This is a genomic window from Aquimarina sp. AU58, assembly GCF_900312745.1.
In the GTDB taxonomy this organism is placed as follows: Bacteria; Bacteroidota; Bacteroidia; order Flavobacteriales; family Flavobacteriaceae; genus Aquimarina; species Aquimarina spinulae.
The window spans coordinates 1-23,653 of sequence record NZ_OMPD01000003.1; the positions used below are offsets into that span (position 1 = coordinate 1).

20 protein-coding genes are annotated in these 23,653 nt (G+C 32.5%); 9 read left to right on the forward strand and 11 right to left on the reverse strand.

Annotated elements, in window-relative coordinates; genetic code table 11:
* Window positions 1-356: 356 nt before the first annotated feature.
* Window positions 357-758: a hypothetical protein gene (locus tag DK441_RS00045; RefSeq protein ID WP_109096933.1), complete on the reverse strand. Its 402-nt coding sequence runs from the start codon at window positions 756-758 to the stop codon at window positions 357-359.
* A 116-nt stretch (window positions 759-874) separates the two neighbouring features.
* Between DK441_RS00045 and DK441_RS00050 the strand changes: the two genes are divergently transcribed.
* The 3 genes from DK441_RS00050 (at window position 875) to DK441_RS00060 (ending at window position 3,570) form a co-directional block, all read left to right on the forward strand.
* Window positions 875-1,141 (forward strand): DUF1456 family protein, encoded by a 267-nt coding sequence (locus DK441_RS00050; RefSeq protein ID WP_025667551.1) that lies wholly within the window; start codon window positions 875-877, stop codon window positions 1,139-1,141.
* Between the two features lie 79 nt (window positions 1,142-1,220).
* Entirely contained in the window at window positions 1,221-2,825 is a 1,605-nt protein-coding gene (locus tag DK441_RS00055) for a class I SAM-dependent methyltransferase (RefSeq protein ID WP_109096934.1), read from the forward strand.
* Between the two features lie 22 nt (window positions 2,826-2,847).
* The gene (locus DK441_RS00060; protein WP_109096935.1) at window positions 2,848-3,570 is read left to right on the forward strand and encodes a hypothetical protein; all 723 of its coding nucleotides are present in this window, start codon (window positions 2,848-2,850) and stop codon (window positions 3,568-3,570) included.
* A gap of 143 nt (window positions 3,571-3,713) precedes the next feature.
* Here DK441_RS00060 and DK441_RS00065 read toward each other — a convergent pair whose 3' ends face one another.
* The 4 genes from DK441_RS00065 to DK441_RS00080 all read right to left on the reverse strand — a co-directional run bounded on the left by DK441_RS00065 (window position 3,714) and on the right by DK441_RS00080 (window position 6,772).
* Complete coding sequence (locus tag DK441_RS00065) at window positions 3,714-4,046, reverse strand: hypothetical protein (RefSeq protein WP_109096936.1); 333 nt, start codon at window positions 4,044-4,046, stop codon at window positions 3,714-3,716.
* A 150-nt stretch (window positions 4,047-4,196) separates the two neighbouring features.
* Window positions 4,197-4,703, reverse strand: coding sequence for a cupin domain-containing protein (locus tag DK441_RS00070; protein ID WP_109096937.1), 507 nt, complete (start codon window positions 4,701-4,703; stop codon window positions 4,197-4,199).
* Between the two features lie 87 nt (window positions 4,704-4,790).
* Window positions 4,791-5,984, reverse strand: a complete 1,194-nt coding sequence (gene sucC, locus DK441_RS00075) for an ADP-forming succinate--CoA ligase subunit beta (RefSeq protein WP_074408672.1) — start codon at window positions 5,982-5,984, stop codon at window positions 4,791-4,793.
* A 152-nt stretch (window positions 5,985-6,136) separates the two neighbouring features.
* The gene (locus DK441_RS00080) at window positions 6,137-6,772 is read right to left on the reverse strand and encodes an LON peptidase substrate-binding domain-containing protein (protein ID WP_109096938.1); all 636 of its coding nucleotides are present in this window, start codon (window positions 6,770-6,772) and stop codon (window positions 6,137-6,139) included.
* Between the two features lie 153 nt (window positions 6,773-6,925).
* Between DK441_RS00080 and lysA the strand changes: the two genes are divergently transcribed.
* Together lysA and DK441_RS00090 are read left to right on the forward strand one after the other, a co-directional pair.
* Window positions 6,926-8,155 carry a diaminopimelate decarboxylase gene (gene lysA, locus DK441_RS00085; RefSeq protein ID WP_109096939.1) on the forward strand — a complete coding sequence of 410 codons (1,230 nt, stop codon included), beginning with the start codon at window positions 6,926-6,928 and terminating at the stop codon, window positions 8,153-8,155.
* A 126-nt stretch (window positions 8,156-8,281) separates the two neighbouring features.
* Window positions 8,282-8,863 (forward strand): hypothetical protein, encoded by a 582-nt coding sequence (locus tag DK441_RS00090; RefSeq protein WP_109096940.1) that lies wholly within the window; start codon window positions 8,282-8,284, stop codon window positions 8,861-8,863.
* Between the two features lie 125 nt (window positions 8,864-8,988).
* Here the strand turns inward: DK441_RS00090 and DK441_RS00095 are convergent, their stop codons facing one another.
* Entirely contained in the window at window positions 8,989-10,515 is a 1,527-nt protein-coding gene (locus DK441_RS00095) for an amidohydrolase family protein (protein WP_235015680.1), read from the reverse strand.
* Window positions 10,516-10,759: 244 nt separating this feature from the next.
* Between DK441_RS00095 and DK441_RS00100 the strand changes: the two genes are divergently transcribed.
* The gene (locus tag DK441_RS00100; RefSeq protein ID WP_109096942.1) at window positions 10,760-11,272 is read left to right on the forward strand and encodes an SRPBCC domain-containing protein; all 513 of its coding nucleotides are present in this window, start codon (window positions 10,760-10,762) and stop codon (window positions 11,270-11,272) included.
* Here DK441_RS00100 and DK441_RS00105 read toward each other — a convergent pair whose 3' ends face one another.
* From DK441_RS00105 to guaA, 4 genes are all read right to left on the reverse strand, one after another.
* Window positions 11,273-11,497, reverse strand: coding sequence for a DUF3820 family protein (locus DK441_RS00105; protein ID WP_074408678.1), 225 nt, complete (start codon window positions 11,495-11,497; stop codon window positions 11,273-11,275).
* A 21-nt stretch (window positions 11,498-11,518) separates the two neighbouring features.
* Entirely contained in the window at window positions 11,519-12,055 is a 537-nt protein-coding gene (locus tag DK441_RS00110; protein WP_109096943.1) for a DUF922 domain-containing protein, read from the reverse strand.
* Between the two features lie 430 nt (window positions 12,056-12,485).
* Entirely contained in the window at window positions 12,486-14,651 is a 2,166-nt protein-coding gene (locus tag DK441_RS00115) for a LysM peptidoglycan-binding domain-containing protein (RefSeq protein WP_109096944.1), read from the reverse strand.
* Between the two features lie 50 nt (window positions 14,652-14,701).
* The gene (gene guaA / locus DK441_RS00120) at window positions 14,702-16,231 is read right to left on the reverse strand and encodes a glutamine-hydrolyzing GMP synthase (protein WP_109096945.1); all 1,530 of its coding nucleotides are present in this window, start codon (window positions 16,229-16,231) and stop codon (window positions 14,702-14,704) included.
* A gap of 237 nt (window positions 16,232-16,468) precedes the next feature.
* On the opposite strand from guaA, the gene DK441_RS00125 reads away from it, so the two are divergent.
* Both DK441_RS00125 and DK441_RS00130 read left to right on the forward strand, forming a co-directional pair.
* Complete coding sequence (locus tag DK441_RS00125; protein ID WP_109096946.1) at window positions 16,469-16,795, forward strand: hypothetical protein; 327 nt, start codon at window positions 16,469-16,471, stop codon at window positions 16,793-16,795.
* A 657-nt stretch (window positions 16,796-17,452) separates the two neighbouring features.
* Window positions 17,453-19,330: a tetratricopeptide repeat protein gene (locus DK441_RS00130; RefSeq protein WP_109096947.1), complete on the forward strand. Its 1,878-nt coding sequence runs from the start codon at window positions 17,453-17,455 to the stop codon at window positions 19,328-19,330.
* A gap of 16 nt (window positions 19,331-19,346) precedes the next feature.
* Here DK441_RS00130 and bshC read toward each other — a convergent pair whose 3' ends face one another.
* Complete coding sequence (gene bshC / locus DK441_RS00135; RefSeq protein WP_109096948.1) at window positions 19,347-20,942, reverse strand: bacillithiol biosynthesis cysteine-adding enzyme BshC; 1,596 nt, start codon at window positions 20,940-20,942, stop codon at window positions 19,347-19,349.
* Between the two features lie 216 nt (window positions 20,943-21,158).
* On the opposite strand from bshC, the gene DK441_RS00140 reads away from it, so the two are divergent.
* On the forward strand, window positions 21,159-23,645 hold the full coding sequence (locus DK441_RS00140; RefSeq protein ID WP_109096949.1) for a M14 family metallopeptidase: 2,487 nt from the start codon (window positions 21,159-21,161) through the stop codon (window positions 23,643-23,645).
* The last annotated feature ends 8 nt before the right edge of the window (window positions 23,646-23,653 follow it).

Consider the following 23,653-nt stretch of genomic DNA (forward strand, 5'->3'; position numbering starts at 1 on the left):
CCTAATATATATAAAAAATAAAAACAAAACCCCTAAAAAAAAATAAAAAATAAAAAAGACAAAAAAAAAAACACTGAAAAAAAAAAAATCAAAAAAAAAAAAAAAACCCACAAAAAAATGGGAAAATTCAACCTAAAAAAACCAATTCCCTTTCAGTTTTTGAAAGAAAAAAAAAAAAAAAAAAAAAAAAAAGATCCCACTCTACAGTGGGATAATTCGACCTAGTAAACCCAATTCCCTTTCAGTTTTTGAGAGCATCCAGATTAAAAAAAAAAAAAAAAAAGATCCCACTCTACAGTGGGATAATTCGACCTAGTAAACCCAATTCCCTTTCAGTTTTTGAGTTTACGGTCTCATTAATTATAAAAACGTGTAAAAATAGAGATCAATTCCTTTGGCGGAATAATCTTATTAGGGTACTCATTCATTTTTTCCAGAACTGCATCAATAGCCTCTAGCCTAAGCCCCATATGCAATCCTATTTCTTTTATCTTATGAATTTCTAATTGAGAAGTTTCCTGATCTATATTCATGAGTAGCACCAATCTATGAAATTGAAGAATTCTTTGTGACTCGGGTTGTAAATTCTTTTTTTCTCCTCCTTCTTCTATCAAAGTATCCACCTCTTCTTTTGTTATTTTAAGTTGCGATGCAATGACCAGGATAAAATTATATTCTTGTTCTTTAAATTTTTTATCTGCTTTAGCAAACTGTATCATTTCAGAAAGCAAACTTAATTTCTCTTCTTTACTGTACATAAACCAATTACTTTTTGTCGAAAATAGTAATTTTCAACTAAACTTGTATAACATTCTTTACACTCAACTTCTGATTTTAATCCCAATATCAATTCAAAAAAATATACCTTTGCAGTATGGGTTTAACAAACAATGATATTTTTAAAAAATTAAGGGTTGCACATAAATTACGCGATGACGATATTGTAAAAATCTGTGCATTGGTAGATTTTAAAGTAACCAAAAGCGAGCTAGGTGCATTTTTTAGAAATGAAAATCACCCAAAATACATGGAATGTGGTGATCAAATACTACGCAACTTCTTAAATGGGCTAATTATTCATCTTAGAGGTCCGATGCCCGAAAAAAAGAAAGACACTACAAAAAATAAGAACACCAACTAACGTTTTTTACTTCAAAATAAATGCTTAATTTGGTTGAGACTAATAATTTTTACTCAACAATTATTCAACTTAAGTATCTATGCTTACTGCAGCCGAAAAACAATTATTTAGAGAAGAACTTTTTTGTCATTTAGACGGAATTGCTGTAGCGCCTGTCGCCTATTCTCTTTATAAAAATAATATTACCGATTATTTAATTAGCAATAAAGAAACATCAGTTTCACAAATTACAGCATCTCATAAGACCAATGAAGGATATCTAAATGTCGCTCTGCGTATACTAAGTGCTCAAGGTTGGCTGGATTACAAAGTAAATAAGGATGATGTAATTATAAAAACCAATGCACTTTCTGAATTGGCTTTTAATCATTTTTATCTATATGAAGACGTGGTTAATCTATTGGAATATTCTGGTAAATTTCACCCTCGAAAGTTTGAATTAGAGCCTTTTCATAAACTAGAACAGCTATTTAAAAAATATCAAAACCGCTTTAGCTTACCCTCTGAAAAAGATAGTACAATTACTCAAATCCAAGATCAAATCCTTAAACATATTGAAGGTATTCTGGTAGGACCAACTACAGTACATTTGGGTATGGGCGGAATGTTTCATAAATATTTTATGGAAGCATCTTTTAGCGCAGATGAATACCACAAATTTCCGGAAAGCTTTAACACTATTCTTACATTCTTAAGCTACCTGGGCTGGTTTAGCAAATCAAATGGCAACTATACTTTTACCAATAAAGGATTATTTTTTGCAAAAAGGGCTTCTGCCTATGGCGTTACTGTTTCCTATATCCCCATGTTTCGACAAATGGATGCTTTATTATTTGGTGACCCCAATGCACTATGGAATCCCCAAGGCGATACCGAAATACATGTAGATCGAGAAATGAATGTATGGGGAAGCGGAGGTGCACACACTACCTATTTCAAAAAAATTGATGAAATCATTATTAGCCTATTTAACAAGCCTCTGGATGAGCAACCTAAAGGAATTCTGGATATGGGATGTGGCAATGGTGCTTTTTTAATTCACCTTTTTGAGGTCATTGAATCCAAAACACTTCGTGGCAAACACTTAGATGATTATCCATTATTTTTGGTCGGTGCAGACTATAATAAAACAGCTTTAAAAGTTACCAGAGCTAATTTAATTCAGGCAGACATATGGGCCAAAGTTATCTGGGGAGATATTAGCGATCCTGATTTATTAGAAAAAGATTTAAAAGAAAACTATACTATAGCATTAAAAGATTTATTATCGGTAAGAACATTCCTAGATCACAACAGAATCTGGAGTGAGCCAATCTTACAGCTGGATACTCCCAGCCAATCTACTGGTGCATTTGCTTATCGAGGAAAACGACTGCTTAATAGCGATGTCGAACGAAACTTAAAAGATCATTTTAAAAAATGGAGGCCTCATATTGAAAAATTCGGGTTAATTGTCATAGAGCTACATACGATATCCCCAGAATTAACGGCTAAAAACCTTGGTAAAACTGCAGCTACTGCCTATGATGCTACGCATGGATTTTCTGATCAGTATATTTTAGAAATCAATTCTTTCTTAAAAGTAATCAAGGAAGTAGGTTTACAAAGTGATGAGAAGTATTTTTCTAAGTTTCCGAATTCTGATCTGGCAACGGTAAGCATTAATTATATTATTGGAAAATAACAATTTAATCAGCATATAAACTATGAGTGCTTTATACAGTGTAACCCATGTAAAAACAGAAACCAAGCCATTCTATTTCTCAGAAAAGGATTCTGATTTCAGAGAATCTATTGGGCCAAGCTTAAGAATACTTGCGCCATTGTATGACTCTATTAAAGGAGAATTTCCAGAATATGATCATAATGATATCAGCGATTTTTATCCTTGGTTCAAAATAGAACTTACAAAAGCAACAGATACTATTTTGAAAGAAATTATTGCTTTAGCAATAGATGCTATACCTCACAATTACAATCCCAGTGAAATTTTAACAAAAATGGAGATTCCAGGTTTTAATCTATGGGAATTTTGTGTTCTTGAAAAAACTGAAGATGCATTGTCGTTAGGAAGAGATATTTTAATGCTACAAGGGGTTCTTTGCGATGCTTTCCCTAGACGTTTTGCACCACCAACGCTAGCTTGTGTAGAGCTTTATGGATTTGAAATCCACCCAGATATTGATTCTTTTAATGTAAAAGATCAAGCAATGGCGGTTAGATTATTAACAGAAACTGATGATCAGCATCCGCTTTATGATTTTTTCCCTGAACCTATAGAAGAAGATTATGATAGCATGATGGATGTAATTTTTAGAATTGAAGAATATAAAGACAAAAATGGAACTTATGCTATATGGTTACCAGTACATTTATCAGGAAACATAAAAAACAATTTCACCTGGGACTCTACAGCTTTTCCTTATTAACACATCAAGTTTAAAAAGAAATAAGTAATTCTATCTTAATCCTAAAAAATTAATACCCTTTTAAAGAGTTGTACTATTGAAAAATAAAAAAGTCCCGGTTGATGATTCCCGGGACTTTTTATGCATTCACATGTTTTACAACCTTATTCCTCTATGATACGCACAGGCATCTTGAATACTTTAGCTTCAGAACCATATTGTGTTCCTACTTTTTTATAATTTAATCGACTCTTAATAAAACCATCTAAGGTTTCACTTTTAGAATCAACAGATAATACTACGATTTCACCTTTACTATTTAAAGTAAATGTTACATAGGCTGTTAATTCTTTTTTAATCTTAAAAGATGGTTTCTTTAATAATGTTTTAATCTCTTTATTAAGAGCGTTTTCTATTTTTGTTGGATTAGTACCCGCACTTGCGACACTACTTATTGCAAAGGCAACTGCCAAAAGTAATACATTCAATTTTTTCATGATCTATTCGTTTTTATTGATTTATACTTATAAGACCATTGATTATCCAAATTTGTTACACTAAACAGGAATATTTAACACAGATTAACAAACTAATCAAATGTAATTAACACAGAAACTCCCTAAAAAAGATGCCTCCCAGCTCTTGTGTTAATTTCTTGTAAGTTGAGTAATTATATTCTTGTGTTTTGGAAATTGCTGAATTAAGTCTTTTCTTTCTGCCAATTCAAAATCATCGAAATCAAAACCTGGCGATACTGTACACCCCACTAAAGAATAACTACTTTCTTTTTTTACACTAGAAGCAAACCAGCAACCGGCCGGAACCACCAATTGAGGTAGCTCACCTTCTTCTAAATTCATACCTACAGAATAGCGATGATATTCTCCTTCTAAATCGATAACATGTACAAACAAAGAAGCTCCTTCATAATAATGCCATATTTCATCCTGATTAATTTTATGAAACGCCGAAAAATTGTCTGAGGTAAGAAGAAAGTAGATAGCAGTACAATAATTGCGTTCTCCACTATATTCCTTACTTAGCACATGTTGAGGAATAACGCCTTCGCTTCTATAGGTTTCTTTATAAAACCCACCTTCGGGATGTGGGTTCATATCTAATTTCTGAACTATTTTTTCTATCCTTGTATTCATGGCATTTAATATTTTAGGTATTTTTTATAAAAAAAGAAGCGATCATCAATAGATCGCTTCTAATATATACTAAAATCTAATTAGTTATTACGCTAATACTGCCTGTACTTTATCGGCAGCTTCCTGAAACTGTACTGCACTTTGCACATCTAATCCACTATTGTCAATTAGTTCTTTTGCAATATCAGCATTAGTACCTTGCAAACGAACTATAATTGGCACATTAATCGCATCACCCATATTTTTATATGCGTCTACAACTCCTTGTGCTACTCGATCACAACGAACGATACCACCAAAAATATTGATTAGAATTGCTTTTACATTTGGATCTTTAAGGATGATTCTAAATGCTGTTTCTACACGTTTTGCATCAGCAGTACCTCCTACATCAAGGAAATTTGCTGGCTCTCCTCCTGCTTGCTTAATCAAATCCATTGTTGCCATTGCAAGACCAGCACCATTTACCATACATCCTACATTTCCATCAAGGTCAACATAATTAAGTCCTACTTCTTTTGCTTCAACCTCGATTGCATTTTCCTCTCTGATATCACGCATATCTACATAGTTCTTATGGCGATATAATGCATTATCATCTAAAGTCACCTTGGCATCTACTGCCATAATTTTATCATCACTTGTTTTAAGAACAGGGTTTATCTCGAATAAAGATGCATCTGATTTAACATAAGCTGTATATAATGCCATTACAAATTTGGTCATTTCTTTAAAAGCGGCTCCGCTTAATCCCAAATTGAAAGCAACACGTCTTGCCTGAAAAGGAAGTAACCCAACAGATGGATCAACTTCTTCTGTAAAAATTAGATGAGGAGTTTCTTCTGCTACAGTTTCGATATCCATACCACCTTCTGTAGAATACATAATCATATTACGTCCAGAAGTACGGTTTAGCAATACCGACATATAAAATTCATTCGGTTCGCTATCTCCAGGATAATATACATCTTCTGCAACTAATACCTGGTGAACTTTCTTACCTTCTGCCGAAGTTTGAGGAGTAATCAAATTCATTCCTATGATTTGTTCTGCTACTTCTTCTACTTCCTTAAGGTTTTTAGCAAGTTTTACTCCACCACCTTTTCCTCGTCCACCGGCGTGAACTTGCGCTTTAATTACATGCCATTCTGTTCCGGTTTCTGTAGTAAGTTGTTTTGCCGCAGCTACAGCCTCGTTTGCATTTTGTGCTACAATACCGCGCTGTATACGCACGCCAAAGCTATTTAATATCTCTTTACCCTGATACTCGTGTAAGTTCATACTATTATTTTTTTGCCTTTTTTAGGAGTTCCAAAAATAGGAAAAGTGAAGTTATTGTGCCAATCTTTTTATAGTAAAAAAAACCAACCTCTTTTTACCCCATAATCCATCAAAAAAATGTGTGAATACAGGTAAAGATCGTCTCTTATTCATTACAGTTTAAAATCTTCAAAGTCTAAAGGATCGAAATTTTTAAAATGCCCATTCATTTTGATTGCTTTTTTAGCATTATTCATTTCTCTCACCACCGGAATTGTTTTTTTAAGATGACTAATCAAATATTTTAGCCTTTCTACCTCATTCCGAAGTTTCAACAAATGATATTCTTGATGTAAAGCCAATCCTATTTTATGCGCTACCTGATAACTAACAAAAGGAATATCAAATACAGGAGGGTTATCTATCGTTAATTCTACATATAGAATAGCGATATTTTTAAGCAATTCTTCCTGCAGCTCTTCTTCACTACTATCATTATCCTTAAGGAATTCTACCTCTCCTCCTGCGTATAGTTTACCAGGAAATTGCTGGTAAAAGTTTGTGATTCTAAAAATTCTTATCCCTTCGCATATCACATCACTCTCTCCTCCCGGGTATTTCTGAGCTATTTTCTGAAGTTTTACCTCAGTACCATATTCCAATTTTTGGTCAATATATGTGGGTATACCAAACACCCCTCCTTCTTCTTCACAATCATTAATTAATTGTTGATACCTTTTTTCAAAAATATGTAAAGACAATCGCTCCTTGGGATAAACAACGGTTTGTAATGGAAAAAGAGGTAACATAATTTTTTTATTAAATGTACTAATTAAGACTGTTTATATTCCTTAAACGCAAGTTAAAAATCTTAATTTTTCTTATGCACTATATTTTTTCTTTTCAAGACACAGATATCTCTAATTTTATTGATAATTTCGTAGGCTTAAATTTGTGACACAATGGAAAATGAAAATTTATTAGCAATTGCAAATGAGTTTGGGAGTCCAGTTTATGTATATGACTCCTCAAAAATTATCTCTCAGTATGATCGTCTTTCTGATGCTTTTAAGAAAGTCAAACGGTTAAAACTTAATTATGCAGTCAAGGCACTGTCTAATATTGCTATTTTAAAGTTGATGAATTCATTAGGAGCCGGGCTAGACACTGTTTCTGTTCAAGAAGTAGAACTAGGATTAAAGGCTGGTGTCAAACCAGGTAATATTGTTTTTACTCCTAATGGGGTTTCTCTTGAAGAAATAGAAGAAGTTTCTGCCTTAGGCGTACAAATAAATATTGATAATCTTTCTATCCTGGAGCAATTCGGTACAAAACACCCTAGTGTCCCAGTATGCATCCGTATGAATCCACATGTCATGGCAGGAGGAAACAGTAAAATATCGGTAGGACATATAGATAGTAAATTTGGGATATCAATTCATCAAATACCACATATCCTTAGGATTGTAGAAAACACAGGAATGCGTATTAATGGAGTACATATGCATACAGGTAGTGATATTCTGGATATTGAAGTATTTTTACGCGCCTGCGAAATACTTTTTGAAACTGCCATGAATTTCAAAAATCTTGATTTTATCGATTTTGGAAGTGGATTTAAAGTACCTTATAAATTAGGTGATATTGAAACTAATATTGAGGAGTTTGGCAGTAAAATGACGAAACGTTTTAATACTTTTTGCAAAGAATATGGCAAAGAACTCACACTAGGTTTTGAACCCGGTAAATTTCTGGTGAGTGAAGCAGGATACTTTTTGGCTAAAGTAAATGTAATCAAACAAACTACATCTACTGTTTTTGCCGGCATTGATAGTGGTTTTAATCACTTCATTCGACCGATGTTCTATAATTCTCATCATGAGATTATTAATATTTCTAATCCAAAAGGAAGAGAACGATTTTATTCGGTAGTTGGATACATTTGCGAAACAGATACTTTTGCTACAAATAGAAGGATTTCTGAAATTAATGAAGGTGATACTATTGCTTTTAAAAATGCAGGTGCTTACTGTTTTTCTATGTCTAGTAATTACAACTCTCGTTATCGCCCGGCAGAAGTATTATGGCATGAAGGAAAAGCGCATTTGATTCGTAAGCGCGAAACATCTGAAGATCTTACAAGAAATCAAGTAGACATTGATGTTTTTTCCAAAGTTGCTGAAACGACATAATAATATCTAATTTAAAATATTATTTCTTTATAAAATCCTTTTGTGATATCATACACAAAAGGATTTTTTTATACACTTAAGATATAATATATTATTTTTAATGACCTAACGGCTAACTAAATAATTATGAATTTCAAAAAAACTATAGCAAAAATATTACTTGATCTTATACCTGTAGCCATTGGAGTGTATGTTGGAATTTTAGGAAGTAATTGGAATGAAAACCAAAAGACAATAGAATTTAAAGATCGAACTATAGAGAGAATAAAAAAAGAAATAGAAAAAAATAAAGGTTTAATTCTTCAAGTGAAAGACTATCATGTAATGGTAAATGAAAAAATAAAAAAAATGCCGAGAATTGAATCACCTAAAGACACTATAAGTTTAGGTTTTTGGAGAGGACTTAGAATACCAAGATTACAAAAATCTGCATACCAAACTGCAATACAAACCGGTATAATCGGTGAAATAAAAATAGATCTTTTAGAAAAAATAAATGAAGCATATCTACAAATAGACCTATACAATCAATTTAGAAACACAGCTTCACAAGGTCTCTACGCCAAAGATTTCTCTGACACCCAAAACCTTAATAAGATCGCTTCTTTTTTAGGTGTAACAATGGTAGATTTATATTATCTCGAAAATGAAATAATCGAAAAGTTCAAAACTTGCCTTTCAGAAATTGATAAAACAAGTAAAGAATAATATACATATTATATTAAGCTAAGTATTTAAAAAAAATACCTATTTAAATTTACTATAACTAGTGATGGCATGTAAAGTAAATCTTTTGTACCCAGACAAGGTTTAATTTACACTCTCAACTAGTATTACTCCCTTATTATCCCTGGTTGTAAAATAGTAAACTTCTCTTTTTCTTTTGCTTCATCTACCATTCTTTTTACGTCTGCAAGAAGTGCTTTAGCATCATAAATTACCCCATCTTTAATAGTATACTTAACCCCTCCTGCCCGAATAACTTTGTTATCATCTGTTAATCGAATAGCTCCTGTTCCGTAAAGCACTTTTAAGTTCTGAAGTGGATTCTCTTCTACTACTACAAAATCTGCTAGTTTACCTACTTCGACAGAACCAATTTTATCTGATACTCCTAAAGCTTCTGCCCCATTTAATGTAGCTGCCCTAATTATTTCAAGAGGATGAAAACCAGCTTCTCGAAACAATTCTAATTCTCGTATATAAGCAAAACCATATAATTGAAAAATAAATCCAGAATCTGATCCTACCGTAACACGCCCTCCTCTATTTTTATATTCATTAATAAAGGTCATCCATAGTCGATAATTTTCTCTCCAAACTACTTCTTGTTCTGTTCCCCAGTCATGCCAATACGAACCATGTGAGATTTTACTGGGTTGATAAAATCTCCATAACGAAGGCAATGTATAAGTCTCATGCCATTCTGCTCTACGAGCCCTTTGTAAATCCCTACTCGCTTCGTAAATATTAAAGGTTGGATCTAATGTAAAATCGAGTTCTATTAACTCATTCATCACTTTATTCCAATGGTCAGAATAGGGTTTCGCTGCTTGTTTCCATAGCTTACCCGCTTCTTCAAATCGGTGTTGTTCATTTTGATAATTATAATCCAAAGGGTAATGCTGAACGGTTTTATCTTCAAACAACGCCTCTGGCAATCCGTACCAGTGTTCCATAGAGGTAAGTCCTGCTTTTGCAGAATTTAGAACATTCCATCGAGCCACATCGGTTTGAGAATGATGACAGGCAGAACGTAGTCCCAATTTTTTATTTTCATCTAATGCCGCTGTCATAATTTCTGGAGCTGCTCCAAAGAATTTTATCCCATCTGCTCCTTTCTTTGCATTTTCCTGAACCCATTTTCTTGCCATCTCAGGAGTACTTATTGGCGAAGTACTACCCTGTCCAAATCCCGTGTATGCAAAAATGCGAGGAGCTATAATTTCGTTTTTCTCACTTGCTCTTTTTAACTTCATTGTCCAATCTACACCTCTTCCACTAGGCTCCCTAACAGTGGTTATACCATGTGCCATCCATAATTTAAAAACATAATCAGCATCTGCACCTTGCGCCGCTCCACCGATATGCCCGTGCATATCTACAAAACCCGGCAACACATACATTCCTTCTGCATTAAGCTCCTTACCTCCTGCCTTTAATACAGGGCGTTTAACAGCATTAATTGGCATACCTGGATACCCAACAACAACAATGTTTTTAATTATGTTATTTTCTACAACAATATCAACTGGTCCTCTTGGGGGCGCACCATTACCATTAATTAGTGTTATACCTCTGATGATTAATTGAGAGAAAGGCCCTTCTTTAAACTCTTGTGCATTGGTTTGCAACACCATAAATACGACAAGAAGGCAAAGTAAGTGTTTTATGATTTTCATTTTAAAAGATTTGCATGAAATAAGAAAGATAAGTGTACTTCTTTACGATTTAAAAACACTCTATCTGTATAATTGTGATTAAACTTACTCAATTCAAAATAAAATTGAATGATCTCTATGAAGAATTTAACACCAATACATCTCTCAGTATTAAAATTTAATATTCACTATCTTTAAATACACTATCAAAATCATTTTAATCATGGAAAAGTTACAATGGAATTCGTTTACCAAAAAAATTTACATTCATAAATCTATTGAAGAATTATATGATTTATGGGCAACCTCTAAAGGGATTACTTCCTGGTTTTTAAAGCAAGCTGAATATACCACTATTGATGGACAAATCAGGAAACCATCACAGCGCATCCAAAAAGGTGACACATACACCTGGCAATGGCATAATTGGGATGAGAAAGAAAAAGGAGAAGTACTAGAAGCTAATGGAAACAACTATATTGAAATTAACTTTAGCAGCTCAAAAGTTTCGGTAAAGCTCGAAAAGAAAAACAATGCAACTATGGTAACTTTATCTCAGTTTGATATCCCTTCGGATGATAAAAGTAAGCTACAAATACATTATGGATGTAGTAATGGCTGGACGTTTTGGCTCGCCAACTTAAAAGCTTTTGTAGAGCACGGTATTTTGCTAAATGAAACTGAAATAAATTTACAGGAAAATGAACTTTCGGGGTATGAATTTGTAAATATGTGATTATAAATTTTTAATATTTCTAACTAAGTATTCTAATCCATTAAGTTTTAATTCATATACTGTTTGTAATTGTTGCCCTAGCAGTCCTTTGGGAAAACCTTTGTTATGATACCACACAACATAATACTCTGGAAGATCGATCAGATATCTGTCTTTATATTTACCAAATGGCATTTTGGCATGGGCTAGTTTGATTAAAAAATCCTTTTGGAGTTGGATTTCCATGAGGTTGGTTATAACAACAATTTATTTAGTAAAATCTCGGTAATACCACATTAGTGTTTCTACCTTCTTGTCCCATTTCTTTTGAGCTTCTTTATTTCTTGAGTGATCCGTTTCTTCATCATATCTCTCTTGCATATTAACTCTCATTCTCTCTACCAGCTTATACATTTTATTAAGATCTCTTCTTATATTTTTCCCTGCACTATACTCTTTCAATCTTTTTCTCATTATTCGCGCATGCAATTCTGAAATATCAAAATGTAGTTGTTCATGTGAAAGAAGGCCTTCTGACATCTGTCCTCTCTTAACCCAAGATAGAGATGGATAGCAATAGCTATCTACCTGATAATTTAATTCAATTTCTCCTTTATCTTTACCATAAGACCATTGATAGGTGATTCCTGTATTTACGCTAGCGTCATAATGACTATTCAAATTTGGTTTCCCTCTAAAATCTGACCAGTCTAACTCGCTTCTTTCTGCGTACGAGAATTTCCCTACATAACCATTATTACTGGTAAAAAATAAAATTAAAATAATAGTAAAGCACTTACTCATAATTGCAAACAATTATGCCCAAATAAAAGTTATATTTTCATCTATTTCAGAGACGCCGGGGGAACACAATATGGGGCAAATATTGTTTGCTCTCAGCAAAATAGCATTATTTTTTAGTTCTAAATATACACGTATTTTTAAAAAATACATAATTTCTAGAATCTAATTTCGATTTATTTCTCCTTTGTTTTCCTTTATATTCCAATCTAATCAATTATAATGCCAAGAAATCTTTATTTCAAAAAACAATAATAATAAAAAAGATAACCAATACAGTATCAAATATATATAAAAAATCCTTTTTTTTATATATCAAAATGTATTTTTAGTCTAGTATTAAAAATATTCCCCAAATAATACTAGTATACTTTATTTTTCTTCAAAAATTGATTTTCCAGGTCAATTCTTAAGGCTCCAAAATTAACAAAAATTATTCAACCAGAGTTAATTTTAACTCATCATCAAACTTAATTAGATATGCTGCACTATTATGATATCCTCCTAATAGTTTCTTAGAATAGTTAAATTTATTCTCGACATATTCTGTTGTTCCTTCATAAGAAGCAGAGTGATATAGATCATCAGCAGTTCCTAATCGCATTAAAATATCATACGTTATATCAAAGCCACGAATAGCCCAATTATTAGGATCGATACCATATTCTCTCTTATATCTTTTAACAAACGGAGATACTTCTTCTCCTTCTTCAACTTCTTTGTTATCAAATTCTTTATCTACAGATGGATAATGCATGTGCAATTTTGATAAATGTTCATTTTTAATATTATCATTATTAAATGCATTATTTTTATCTGTAGTAAACAATGTTATTTTATGACTTTCGGCTTTGGCATTAAGTAAAGGAATAACATTACTTATCATCGCTACATCATTTGATTCCAGAAAAACCCAATTAGGTTTATTCTTATCTAAAACCTTGTTTAACCTAACTTCATAAAGATAATTACCTTCTTCAATTTTAGCTATTTTGGCATTAGGAAATTTAGCCATTAGCTTCTCTTTAATTTGTTTATGTTTTTCTCCTTGCTGCACTATAAGTACAATATTTTTATCGATAGAATCTTTTTCTACAAACGAGATTATTTTATCCTGAAGTATTACATTCGTAGGACGGGTTTGAAAAAAATTATCATACAAGCTAGATTCCTTTCTTGATGCAGGTGAAAAAACAGGTGTATTATGTTTTTTAAGTTCTGAAGCTACTATTTCTAAATTTGTTTGGTATAATGGTCCAATCACTACATTTGTTTCGTTAAAATCATTTTCTGCCATTATTTTTTTAATATACTCTTCATTATTACTTTTCTGAGTATCAAAAACATTAAGCTCTGTAGTTATTCCTCTTGTCCTGGCAGAATCTACAGCAATCAATACTCCGCTATAAAGATCTAATGCTATTCTAAGGCTTTGCTTACTTTTAAGAAATTCTTCGGTATCTTTTCTAGCTTCAAAGTTTAAAGTATCCAAACCAAAAGGTAACATTACAGCTACTTTTTTAGGAGAGAAATTGTAAAGATTTTTATCTAAATCTATATATTTCTCTTTGGTCATATCAAAATTGGTAACCGCAGTTAATGTGTCTTTAGGAATTGTAATAACCATACCTGCTTTAAGTCCATCTCTTAAATATGGATTCATTTTAAACAAAGAATCGGCAGAAATACCTGTACGTTGTAAAATTCTAAACACAGTTTCTTTTGGTTTTACTTCATATAACTCAAATCCAGGTTGAATTGAATCCTTTAGAGAGACAAAAATAGTCGTAGGTACCGTAATTTGCATTCCGATAGGAAAACTAGGGTTCATATTAGGATTGAGTTTTTCTAACTCTGCTATGGTGATCCCGTGTCTTCTTGCAATATTATATTTAGTATCTTTTGGTTTTATTGTATATCTGGTTGTAGCAGATATTCTAGAATTGGTTGGATCCGCAATTATTTCACCTTGCGAAGGCTTATCTTCATATACTGGTATTCTTATTTTATCTTTCTTCTTTATCTGCTCTGCATACAATCGTTTATTATTCTTTTTTATATCCTCAACTGTAATTTTATATTTCTTCGCTATACCATATAACGTTTCTTTTCTTTTAACTTTATGAGTAATATATCGAATAATTTTTCGCTCTTTAGGAATAATTTTCAAGCTATCAAGTACAGTATCTTTTCCTTTTTCAGGAATCGCATCAATAGCAGTAGGGTCCTTTTTTATAATTTTACCTACATTTAGTATTTGCCCTATATTAATCCCTTTATCAGCTTCTGGATTAAGCAAATAAATAGTTTCTATACTGATATTGTATTTTTTAGACAAACTGTATACAGTATCATCTTTTTCTACAACATGGGTATTATACTCCTGATCATCTGTGATTGGAATAGCTAAAATTTCTCCTTCATTAATTCCTTCTTTTGCTGTTGGGTTTATTCTATATATAGCTTCTGGAGTTGTATTATAACGTTTAGCTATTCTATATACATTTTCTCCTTTTGCAACAGTATGACTTTTATATTGCTGTGCAAAAGTTGAACCTGATACTATCAACAACAGAAATATCAATAAGAACTTTTTCATGTATTTATCCGATTTGTTTTTAATTCCCTAACTGTTTAATTTGTATATTTCTATTCCCATTCTATCGTTGCCGGAGGCTTAGAACTAATATCATACACTACTCTATTAACGCCTTTTACTCTGTTTATTATTGCATTAGAAGTTTTTTGTAAAAACTCATAAGGTAAATTTACCCAATCTGCCGTCATCCCATCGGTACTTTCTACGGCTCTTAATGCTACACAATTTTCATAAGTGCGTTCATCTCCCATTACTCCCACACTTTGCACAGGTAACAAAATAGCCCCTGCCTGCCAAACCTTATTATAAAGTCCATTTTCTTTTAATCCATTAATGAAGATAGCATCTACTTCTTGCAAGATAGCAACTTTCTCTGGTGTAATATCTCCCAATATTCGAATTGCCAATCCAGGACCAGGAAAAGGATGTCTTCCTAATAATTCTGGATCGAGTTCCATCGATGCTCCTACTCTACGTACCTCATCTTTAAATAACATACGTAATGGTTCTACGACTTTTAATTTCATAAAATCTGGTAATCCACCAACATTATGGTGGGATTTAATCGTAGCAGAAGGACCATTAACAGATATAGATTCTATTACATCTGGATAAATTGTTCCTTGCCCTAACCATTTTGCATCTTCTATTTTATGCGCTTCATCATCAAATACTTCTATAAAAATCTTTCCTATAATTTTTCGTTTTCCTTCGGGATCGCTTTCTCCAGCCAATGCATCCAAAAAACGTGCCGAAGCATCAACTCCTTTAACATTAAGCCCCATTCCTTCATACTGTTCTAATACTGCAGAGAATTCATTTTTACGTAACAATCCGTTATTCACAAAAATACAGTGTAAGTTTTCACCAATAGCCTTATGCAACAACACTGCAGCTACTGTAGAATCTACACCTCCACTTAAACCTAATACGACTTTATCATTACCTATTTTTTCCTTAAGCTCTGCTACCGTAGCATCTACAAAAGAACCTGGTGTCCAATCGGGTTGAACATCTGCTATTTTGATTAGGAAATTCTCTAATAATTGTTTTCCATCGGTAGAATGATATACTTCTGGATGAAATTGAATAGCATAAGTTTGCTCATTTTCTATCCTATATGCTGCATTTTCTACATCTTCTGTACTTGCTAATCTAACAGCTCCGGCAGGAAGTTTCTTTATGGTATCACTATGACTCATCCATACCTGAGAACCTTTTGTAATATTTTCAAAAAACTGTTCTTCCTCCTGTACAAATGATAAATTAGCCCGACCATACTCTCGTGTATTTGATGGAGCCACTTCTCCTCCGCTAAAATGAGCCAGGTACTGAGCACCATAACAAACAGCCAAAAGTGGTTTGTTACCTCGAATTGCAGATAAATCAGGATGAGGAGCATCTTCTGCTCTAACAGAGAAAGGAGAACCAGAAAGGATCACTGCTTTAAAGTCTGATATATTCTCGGGTAAGTTATTATAAGGGTGTATCTCACAATATATATTTAACTCTCTAACTCGTCGTGCAATTAGCTGAGTATATTGCGATCCGAAATCTAAAATAAGTACGTTGTTTTGCATAGGCAAAAATAAAATTAAATTACAACCCTCGAAATCCTAAAAGGAATAATTTTTAATATTATTTATTATCTAAGTTTTTAGGCAACATTATTCTTATAATACAAGCAATTACCAAAAACCTTCTACCTAAACCAATTAACCGTTCATCGATATTTAATTGCATTTCACCGATTACAGTCATTATAAACGACACAATCATTTTAAATTTACATCAGAAACCTTCTAACGCCCAATACGATGAATAACTTTACTTTGAAACTTGCCATAATTATTATCCTTTTTTCTAACACAAGGTGTTTTGCCAGTGACACCGAACATAGCATAAAAATCTCTGATCAACAGATATCAAACCTTATGATAAAAGTCCCTGACACCACGATAGATCAAAATATAATATTTAACATTTCACTAAATAAAGAAAATGAGGTTCTTACTATGTCTATTTTAGAATTTATTAAAGAACACACTGATCCATATAAAAAGAAAAATGAGGCTCAAGGTAGTTGGATCAAAAGCACTAAGTGGATTAAAGATCCTAATTGGATAAAAAAAGAGTTGGTATAGTTAATTATATAAATGTATAAAACGCCTGTAGTTCACCTCCCAAATTAGACAGAAGTATCTGTATGCACTACTTATTATTTCGCAATCAATCGTGTTTTACTTTCACTAGTCTTTCATACGATAAAAAAACCACTACAGTTTCTAATCATAGTATGACATATTATTTCATCTTTATTTTATCATGATAAAACACTCTTAGTAACGTTTTTTATCAATTTACAATTCTAAAACGTACAACGGATAATAATTAAAACCTTTATATCGAAGGTTTAAATAGGTAAACTAAAATTAACAAATCCATACATTCTATTAACATCAAAAAAATCCTAGGCTTCAGCCCCTTTTTTTACTAATCTTACAGAACATGTCCCCTTTTTGTCCCCCTACTTTTTTTTTATTCTATTTCTATCAGTAATAATTTTGAAGAACAAAACTAGTTTCCGACTTTTAATAAAACATACAAAATGAAGAAATACATACCAATAAATTAACAAAATAAAGTTAGCCCTTTTGCCCCAACCTTTTTGTGTACTTTTCTACCAGAATTCTGGTAGAAAAGCATTTCAATAAAACATGAATTATTATTTTACTACCTCTCCTTTAAGCTCTTTTAAACTGTAAATCAAAGCATTACTTTTAACTGCAAAACCACTTTTAATGAAACCCCACTATTCTACTTATATACTTCTAACGATCCTATTTGTTATTAATATACTATCTGCTCAAAACAAAAAAGTCGTAGATAGTTTAGTTTTACTAGTTTCCAACAAAAAAACTGCCGACACTACACAAGTATTAGCCTATAATGATCTTGGCATTCAATATGCAACTTCAAGCCCAAAACAAGCAAAAATCTACATCAACAAAGCACTTATAATAGCTAAACGCATTCAAAAACCAAGAGGTATTGCTGGCGCATATAACTGTATGGGAATTGTATACTATTACCAAAGAGAATTGGATTCTGCACTAGTTTACTTTAAAAAAGCATTGACTATTAATAAAGAGATATCTCACCAATGGGGTCAGGCATCTGCTTTACACCAGATCGGAGCCATTTATAATCTTCAAGGAAATTACCACCAAGCAATACAAAGTTTTCAAGAATCTGGTAAAATTTTTAAATCTAAAAACGATTCTCTTTCTTTTGCTAAATCTATAGAAAACATAGGTGTTTCATATAACCAGATGAGGCATCGACCAAAAGCTATCGAATATTTTCTAAAAGCAATACAACTTCATGAAAAAATCAATGATCCCACAGGAGTAGGTCGTGGATACTATCACATTAGTCACATATTGATAAGTCAACATAAGTACGAAGAGGCATTAGAATATCTAAAGGAAGGATTGTCTAAAATAGAAAAAGATGGAAACAAGCAATCTATAGCCTCAATTTCACAAAATATTGGCAGATGTTATAAAGGTCTAAAACAATATGATAAAGCATTAGATTATCTACAAAGAGTACTGGACTACAAAAAATCGATAGGGCTTAAAAAAACAATCGTATCTAACCAATACATCATAGGTAATACGTATTATGAAAAAGGAGAATATTACACTGCTATGCGATACTATGAAAAAGTATTGTCGAATTATCCAACCACAGGAAACAACAAATCAAAGTTATCTATATATAATGCTATTGCGAATACCTATTTAAAATTAAAAAAAACAGATCTGGCAAAACATTACATCTCAAAAGCGATTACTATTAATAAAACAAACAAAGACCTGAAAAGAGAAAAAGAAATCAATCATATCTTATCTCTTATTGCAGAGCAGGAAGGAAAAAGTAGGCAAGCATTACAATTTTACAAAAATTATGAGCGATTAAAAGATTCTTTATACGTTTTAGAAAACCAGAAGCGTGTAGGTGAACTACAAATCATTTTTGAAACCGAGAAAAAAGAGCGTCAAATCACAATGAAAAATACTGAAATTGAATTGCTCGAACAAAAAGCCAAGATGGATAATTTACAACAACTACTCCTGATCATTGGACTTGGGTTATTCATGATTATTTTTGGTTTAAGTTTTTATGTTTTCAGGCTAAAAATAAAACGTTCAATTTTAGAAAAACAAAAACTAAATTCAGAATTGAATTATAAAAAGAATGAATTAACTACTTACGCATTACATATTGCTAAAAAGAATAAAGTCCTGGAGAATTTAAGGAATGAAGTAAACCTTATCAAACATTCTGAGCCTCAAAATGCTCAATACAACTATCAAAAACTAATACAAACCATTAACTTTGATCTGAGAGACGATGAGAACTGGGAGAATTTCAGAAAATATTTTGAACAAGTTCACAAAGGTTTTTATTGCCGAATCAAAAAGAAATATTCTCATGTGACTACAAATGAATTACGATTTTTAGCACTTCTTAAAATGAATTTATCTTCTAAAGAGATCGGTAATATTCTCAATATCTCGCAAGAAGGGGTAAAAAAGGCTCGTTATAGGCTCCGGAAAAAACTAAACCTATCACCCGATTGCTCCTTACAAGATTTGATTTTAAACCTATAGATAGAGGGGCTACCCTCTATTCTTTCAAAATCAAGAACTCTCCTTTTAAAGGATCAAGATGTTTCATTAATGTTGGAATTAAATCAGAACCATACTCCAGATAGAATTCTGCAAAGTTCTTATTACGTTCTTGCAAACTTTGATTAGGAAAAAGCTCATTTTGTAGCGTCGTTAAGCGTTTTATATGATCACCTAATTTGCGTCTTTGTGCTTTCAACAATCGTTTTTCTAAAACATCTAATCCCTTAAGTTGTTTTATTTCTTGCGCTTTTACCGCATTATTAAAAGTTACATCTGTTTGCTCTGCCAGCTTATACATTGCTTCAAACTGCTCTTTTAAATGTTTACGCTGCGGATCAAAATCAATATTTATATTAGAAATACGACGTACCTTACGGTTAATTAACTCATGTTGTTTCAGAAATAACTCAGTATCAGAAACATTAAGTTTTTCTATTTTCTCGGCTTGCTTTTTGGTTTGAATCAGCACCGAATTACGAAGTAACAACATAGGGAAAGGAATATCTACATTTTCAAAATAGTCTTTCAACTCTAACCAATATGCCAATTCTCCACCACCACCGATATAACAAAGGTTAGGTAAAATCACTTCCTGATACAAAGGTCGCATCATTACATTAGGGCTAAACCTCTCTGGGAACTCAGAGAGTTCTTTTAATATCTCACTCTTACTCCAAGAGATATCGGTTTCGTTAACAAAATATCTTTCTTCTTTTTCAATAATTCTTTCGCGTAATCCATCTGCCAAATAAAACAAATTAATTTCTCTGGGGTTCACCTGCACTTTATATCCTTGTGCTTCTAGTATTTCTGCTTTTGGTACTACTTTGGTATAGGCAACCTGATCTGTTAATTCTCTTTCGACAAATGGAATAAAAAGCCTTTTTAATTCACGATCATCTCCGTCTATAATTACCAGGCCATACTCTCCAAATAATTCATTAGCCAGATATCGGGTTGCATCTGCAAGATGATTATGTTGCAGATAGGCTTTCTTAAATAAGGTTTTAAGGTATTCTGCATTTCGTCCTGATCCAATTTCTGAAGAAAAAATTTCAAAAACCTTATCTAATCCTTCGGTATCAAAAACTCCTACCGCTCCTCCATCATTACGATTCCACTGTATCTTCTTTCCAAAAAGATTAAAATAATTAATCTCATCAAAATCATGATCTTCTGTTGCCATCCAATATATAGGTACGAAATCATATTGTGGATGCTTCTCTTTTAGCTCATTAGTAAGGTTAATCGTAGAGATAATTTTATACAAAAAGTATAATGGTCCCGTAAAAAGATTGAGTTGATGCCCCGTAACAACAGTAAATGTAGTAGGCGCGTCTAATGATTCTATATTTTGGTTAATAAGATCAGAAGGATCGACACCTTTATATTGTTTGCGTAAAGCTTGCACCAATACTTTTCTATGCTCATTAGAAAAAGAGTGTTGCTTTTCTTTAATTTGATCTTTGAAGTTTTCTAATTCCGGAAAACGATTATAAAAAGGTTGTAATTCAGACTTTTGATCTAAATAATCACAAATAAGAGAAGAAAAGTAATTCGTATTGCTAAACGGAATACAGTCACTAGGCATAAGCAAAATTTTTGGTCGATAAATATACGGCAGATTGTGATCTCATCTGCTTTTTTATATTTTTTTTAATAGTTTGAAAGAATTCATATGCAAATCTTTATCTAAATACTAAAATTTATCAATATTCTTTATTTCAAATCCTAAATTTTAGTTAATCCCGATTAAATCCTAAATTTAACTCGGTATTTTACCCCTTCTAAAAGAATTCACCGATCAATGAAAAAACTAATCATCACACTCTTTGTCGTAACTGTAACGACTTGCTTAACCTATTCTCAAAACAAATTACAATCTCCTGCCGAATTTTTGGGCTATGAAATAGGTGATCAATTTACACGTCATGCCGATGTTGTAAATTATTTTAATCATGTTGCTGGTCATTCTAGTATGGTAAGCTATCATACTTATGGAAAAACAAATGAACGAAGACCCTTAACTTATGCTATTGTTTCTTCTGAAGAAAACTTAAATAACATAGAAAATATAAGAGTAAACAATCTAAAAAATATTGGTATTGCAGAAGGCGCAGCTAATCCAGAAGTTGCAATTGTATGGTTAAGTTATAATGTACATGGTAATGAAGCCTCTAGTACAGAAGCTGCTATGCAAACTATTTATGAGTTAATTACCACGAAAACTGCATGGTTAAAAAATACTGTGGTTATTATAGACCCTTGTATAAATCCCGATGGTCGTGATCGATATGTAAATTGGTATAACCAAACAAAAGCTACACCTTATAATACAGATCAAGTAGCAACAGAACATAATGAACCCTGGCCAGGCGGGAGACCAAATCACTATTTGTTCGATCTTAACCGTGATTGGGCATGGGCAACCCAAGTAGAATCAAGACAACGTATCAAAGCCTACAACACATGGATGCCGCATATTCATGTAGATTTTCATGAGCAAGGCATCAATGAGCCTTATTATTTTGCTCCGGCAGCAGAGCCTTTTCATGAGATTATAACGCCATGGCAAAGAGATTTCCAAACTCAAATCGGTAAAAACCATGCTCGATATTTTGATGCAGAAGGATGGTTATTTTTTACCAGAGAACGTTTTGACTTACTATATCCTAGTTACGGAGATACCTACCCTACGTTTATGGGCGCCATAGGAATGACGTATGAGCAAGCGGGACATGGACGTGCTGGTTTAGGTATTCAAACCGACGAAGGTTATGTATTAACGCTAAAAGATCGTGCCTTACACCACACTACAACAGGGTTATCAACAGTAGAGATTTCTTCTAAACAAGCTACAAAATTAAATACCGAGTTTAAAAAGTTTTTTAATACCTCTGGGCTTAAATATAAAAGCTATGTATTAAATGGAGAAGCCGATAAGATCAATGCATTAGTAAAACTATTAGAAACCCATGATATTAAATATGGGTATACGAATACTGCAAAAATTTCGGGATTCAATTTTAAAGAAAATAAGCAAGGAAGTATTAATGCAAATGGTGCATTGGTAGTAAGTACAAATCAACCCAAAGGTAAAATGGTAAAAGTACTTTTTGAACCCAATGCCAAACTTAGTGACCCACTTACTTATGATATTACAGCATGGAGTGTACCACATGCTTACGGATTAAATGCAATTGCTTCGACTACATTGATTCCTGCTAACGGAAATAAGAAACCTAATACCATAAATAATACAGCTAACACATCTGGTGCAGGTTATATCACTAAATGGAATAGCATAGACGACGCCGCTTTTATGGCTGATTTACTTCGTCATAATATTAGAGTACGTTTTAGTGAAAAAGATTTTAGTAATGGTGCAGAGAATTTCAAAAAAGGAAGTCTTATTATCACCAAAAGTGACAATCGAAAAACTAAAAATTACGATAAAACGGTTATCGATATCGCTAATGCTCATCATAGAAAACTATATACAGCTCCTACTAGTTTTTCTAGTAAAGGGGTAGATTTTGGTTCTCCCGATGTAAAACTCATCAATAACCAACGTATAGCAGTATTAAAAGGTCGATATACCTCTTCTTTAAGCTATGGAGAAATTTGGTACTTCTTTGAGCAACAGCTTAAATTTCCTATTACTTCAATTGATACAGATTATTTTAAGAATGTTGATCTTACCAAGTATGATGTGTTAATTATGCCAAACGGATATTACAATAGCTACTTAGACAAAGGAGCTTTGGATAAATTGAAAGGATGGGTAAGCAGTGGTGGTAAAGTAATAGCGATTGGTAATGCAGTAAGAACCTTTGCCGATAAAAAAGGATTTGATCTTAAGAAAAATAAGGCCGATAAAAAGGAAAAAGACTCTATCGGTAATCTTATTCCTTATGATCAACGTGAACGAAAAAGCGTAAAGGATTTTATTACAGGAAGTATTTTTAAGACCAAAATAGATCATTCGCACCCAATGGCTTTTGGATATGATGACACCTATTTTAGTCTGAAATTAGGAAGTAGTTCTTATAAATTTCTTCAAAATGGATATAATATTGCTTATATAGAAAAGCCACAAAGTGTTTCTGGATTCGCAGGTGCAGATGCCCTTAAAAATCTAAACAATTCTTTGGTTTTTGGTGAATCAAGAATGGGTAGCGGAAGCATTATCTATATGGTAGATAATCCTTTATTCAGATCTTTCTGGGAAAATGGAAAGCTTTTCTTTGTTAATGCTATCTTCTTTGTTAACAATAATAAATTTAGAATTTAAATTAAATA

Coding starts and splice junctions, on each gene's coding strand:
- DK441_RS00140 (WP_109096949.1), top strand. CDS start 21,159: ATGAAAAAACTAATCATCACACTCTTTGTCGTAACTGTAACGACTTGC.
- DK441_RS00065 (WP_109096936.1), bottom strand. CDS start 4,046: ATGAAAAAATTGAATGTATTACTTTTGGCAGTTGCCTTTGCAATAAGT.
- DK441_RS00060 (WP_109096935.1), top strand. CDS start 2,848: ATGAGTGCTTTATACAGTGTAACCCATGTAAAAACAGAAACCAAGCCA.
- DK441_RS00095 (WP_235015680.1), bottom strand. CDS start 10,515: ATGGTGTTGCAAACCAATGCACAAGAGTTTAAAGAAGGGCCTTTCTCT.
- DK441_RS00080 (WP_109096938.1), bottom strand. CDS start 6,772: ATGTTACCTCTTTTTCCATTACAAACCGTTGTTTATCCCAAGGAGCGA.
- DK441_RS00050 (WP_025667551.1), top strand. CDS start 875: ATGGGTTTAACAAACAATGATATTTTTAAAAAATTAAGGGTTGCACAT.
- DK441_RS00115 (WP_109096944.1), bottom strand. CDS start 14,651: ATGAAAAAGTTCTTATTGATATTTCTGTTGTTGATAGTATCAGGTTCA.
- DK441_RS00100 (WP_109096942.1), top strand. CDS start 10,760: ATGGAAAAGTTACAATGGAATTCGTTTACCAAAAAAATTTACATTCAT.
- DK441_RS00045 (WP_109096933.1), bottom strand. CDS start 758: ATGTACAGTAAAGAAGAGAAATTAAGTTTGCTTTCTGAAATGATACAG.
- DK441_RS00130 (WP_109096947.1), top strand. CDS start 17,453: ATGAAACCCCACTATTCTACTTATATACTTCTAACGATCCTATTTGTT.
- lysA (WP_109096939.1), top strand. CDS start 6,926: ATGGAAAATGAAAATTTATTAGCAATTGCAAATGAGTTTGGGAGTCCA.
- guaA (WP_109096945.1), bottom strand. CDS start 16,231: ATGCAAAACAACGTACTTATTTTAGATTTCGGATCGCAATATACTCAG.
- DK441_RS00090 (WP_109096940.1), top strand. CDS start 8,282: ATGAATTTCAAAAAAACTATAGCAAAAATATTACTTGATCTTATACCT.
- DK441_RS00125 (WP_109096946.1), top strand. CDS start 16,469: ATGAATAACTTTACTTTGAAACTTGCCATAATTATTATCCTTTTTTCT.
- DK441_RS00110 (WP_109096943.1), bottom strand. CDS start 12,055: ATGAGTAAGTGCTTTACTATTATTTTAATTTTATTTTTTACCAGTAAT.
- sucC (WP_074408672.1), bottom strand. CDS start 5,984: ATGAACTTACACGAGTATCAGGGTAAAGAGATATTAAATAGCTTTGGC.
- DK441_RS00070 (WP_109096937.1), bottom strand. CDS start 4,703: ATGAATACAAGGATAGAAAAAATAGTTCAGAAATTAGATATGAACCCA.
- bshC (WP_109096948.1), bottom strand. CDS start 20,942: ATGCCTAGTGACTGTATTCCGTTTAGCAATACGAATTACTTTTCTTCT.
- DK441_RS00105 (WP_074408678.1), bottom strand. CDS start 11,497: ATGGAAATCCAACTCCAAAAGGATTTTTTAATCAAACTAGCCCATGCC.
- DK441_RS00055 (WP_109096934.1), top strand. CDS start 1,221: ATGCTTACTGCAGCCGAAAAACAATTATTTAGAGAAGAACTTTTTTGT.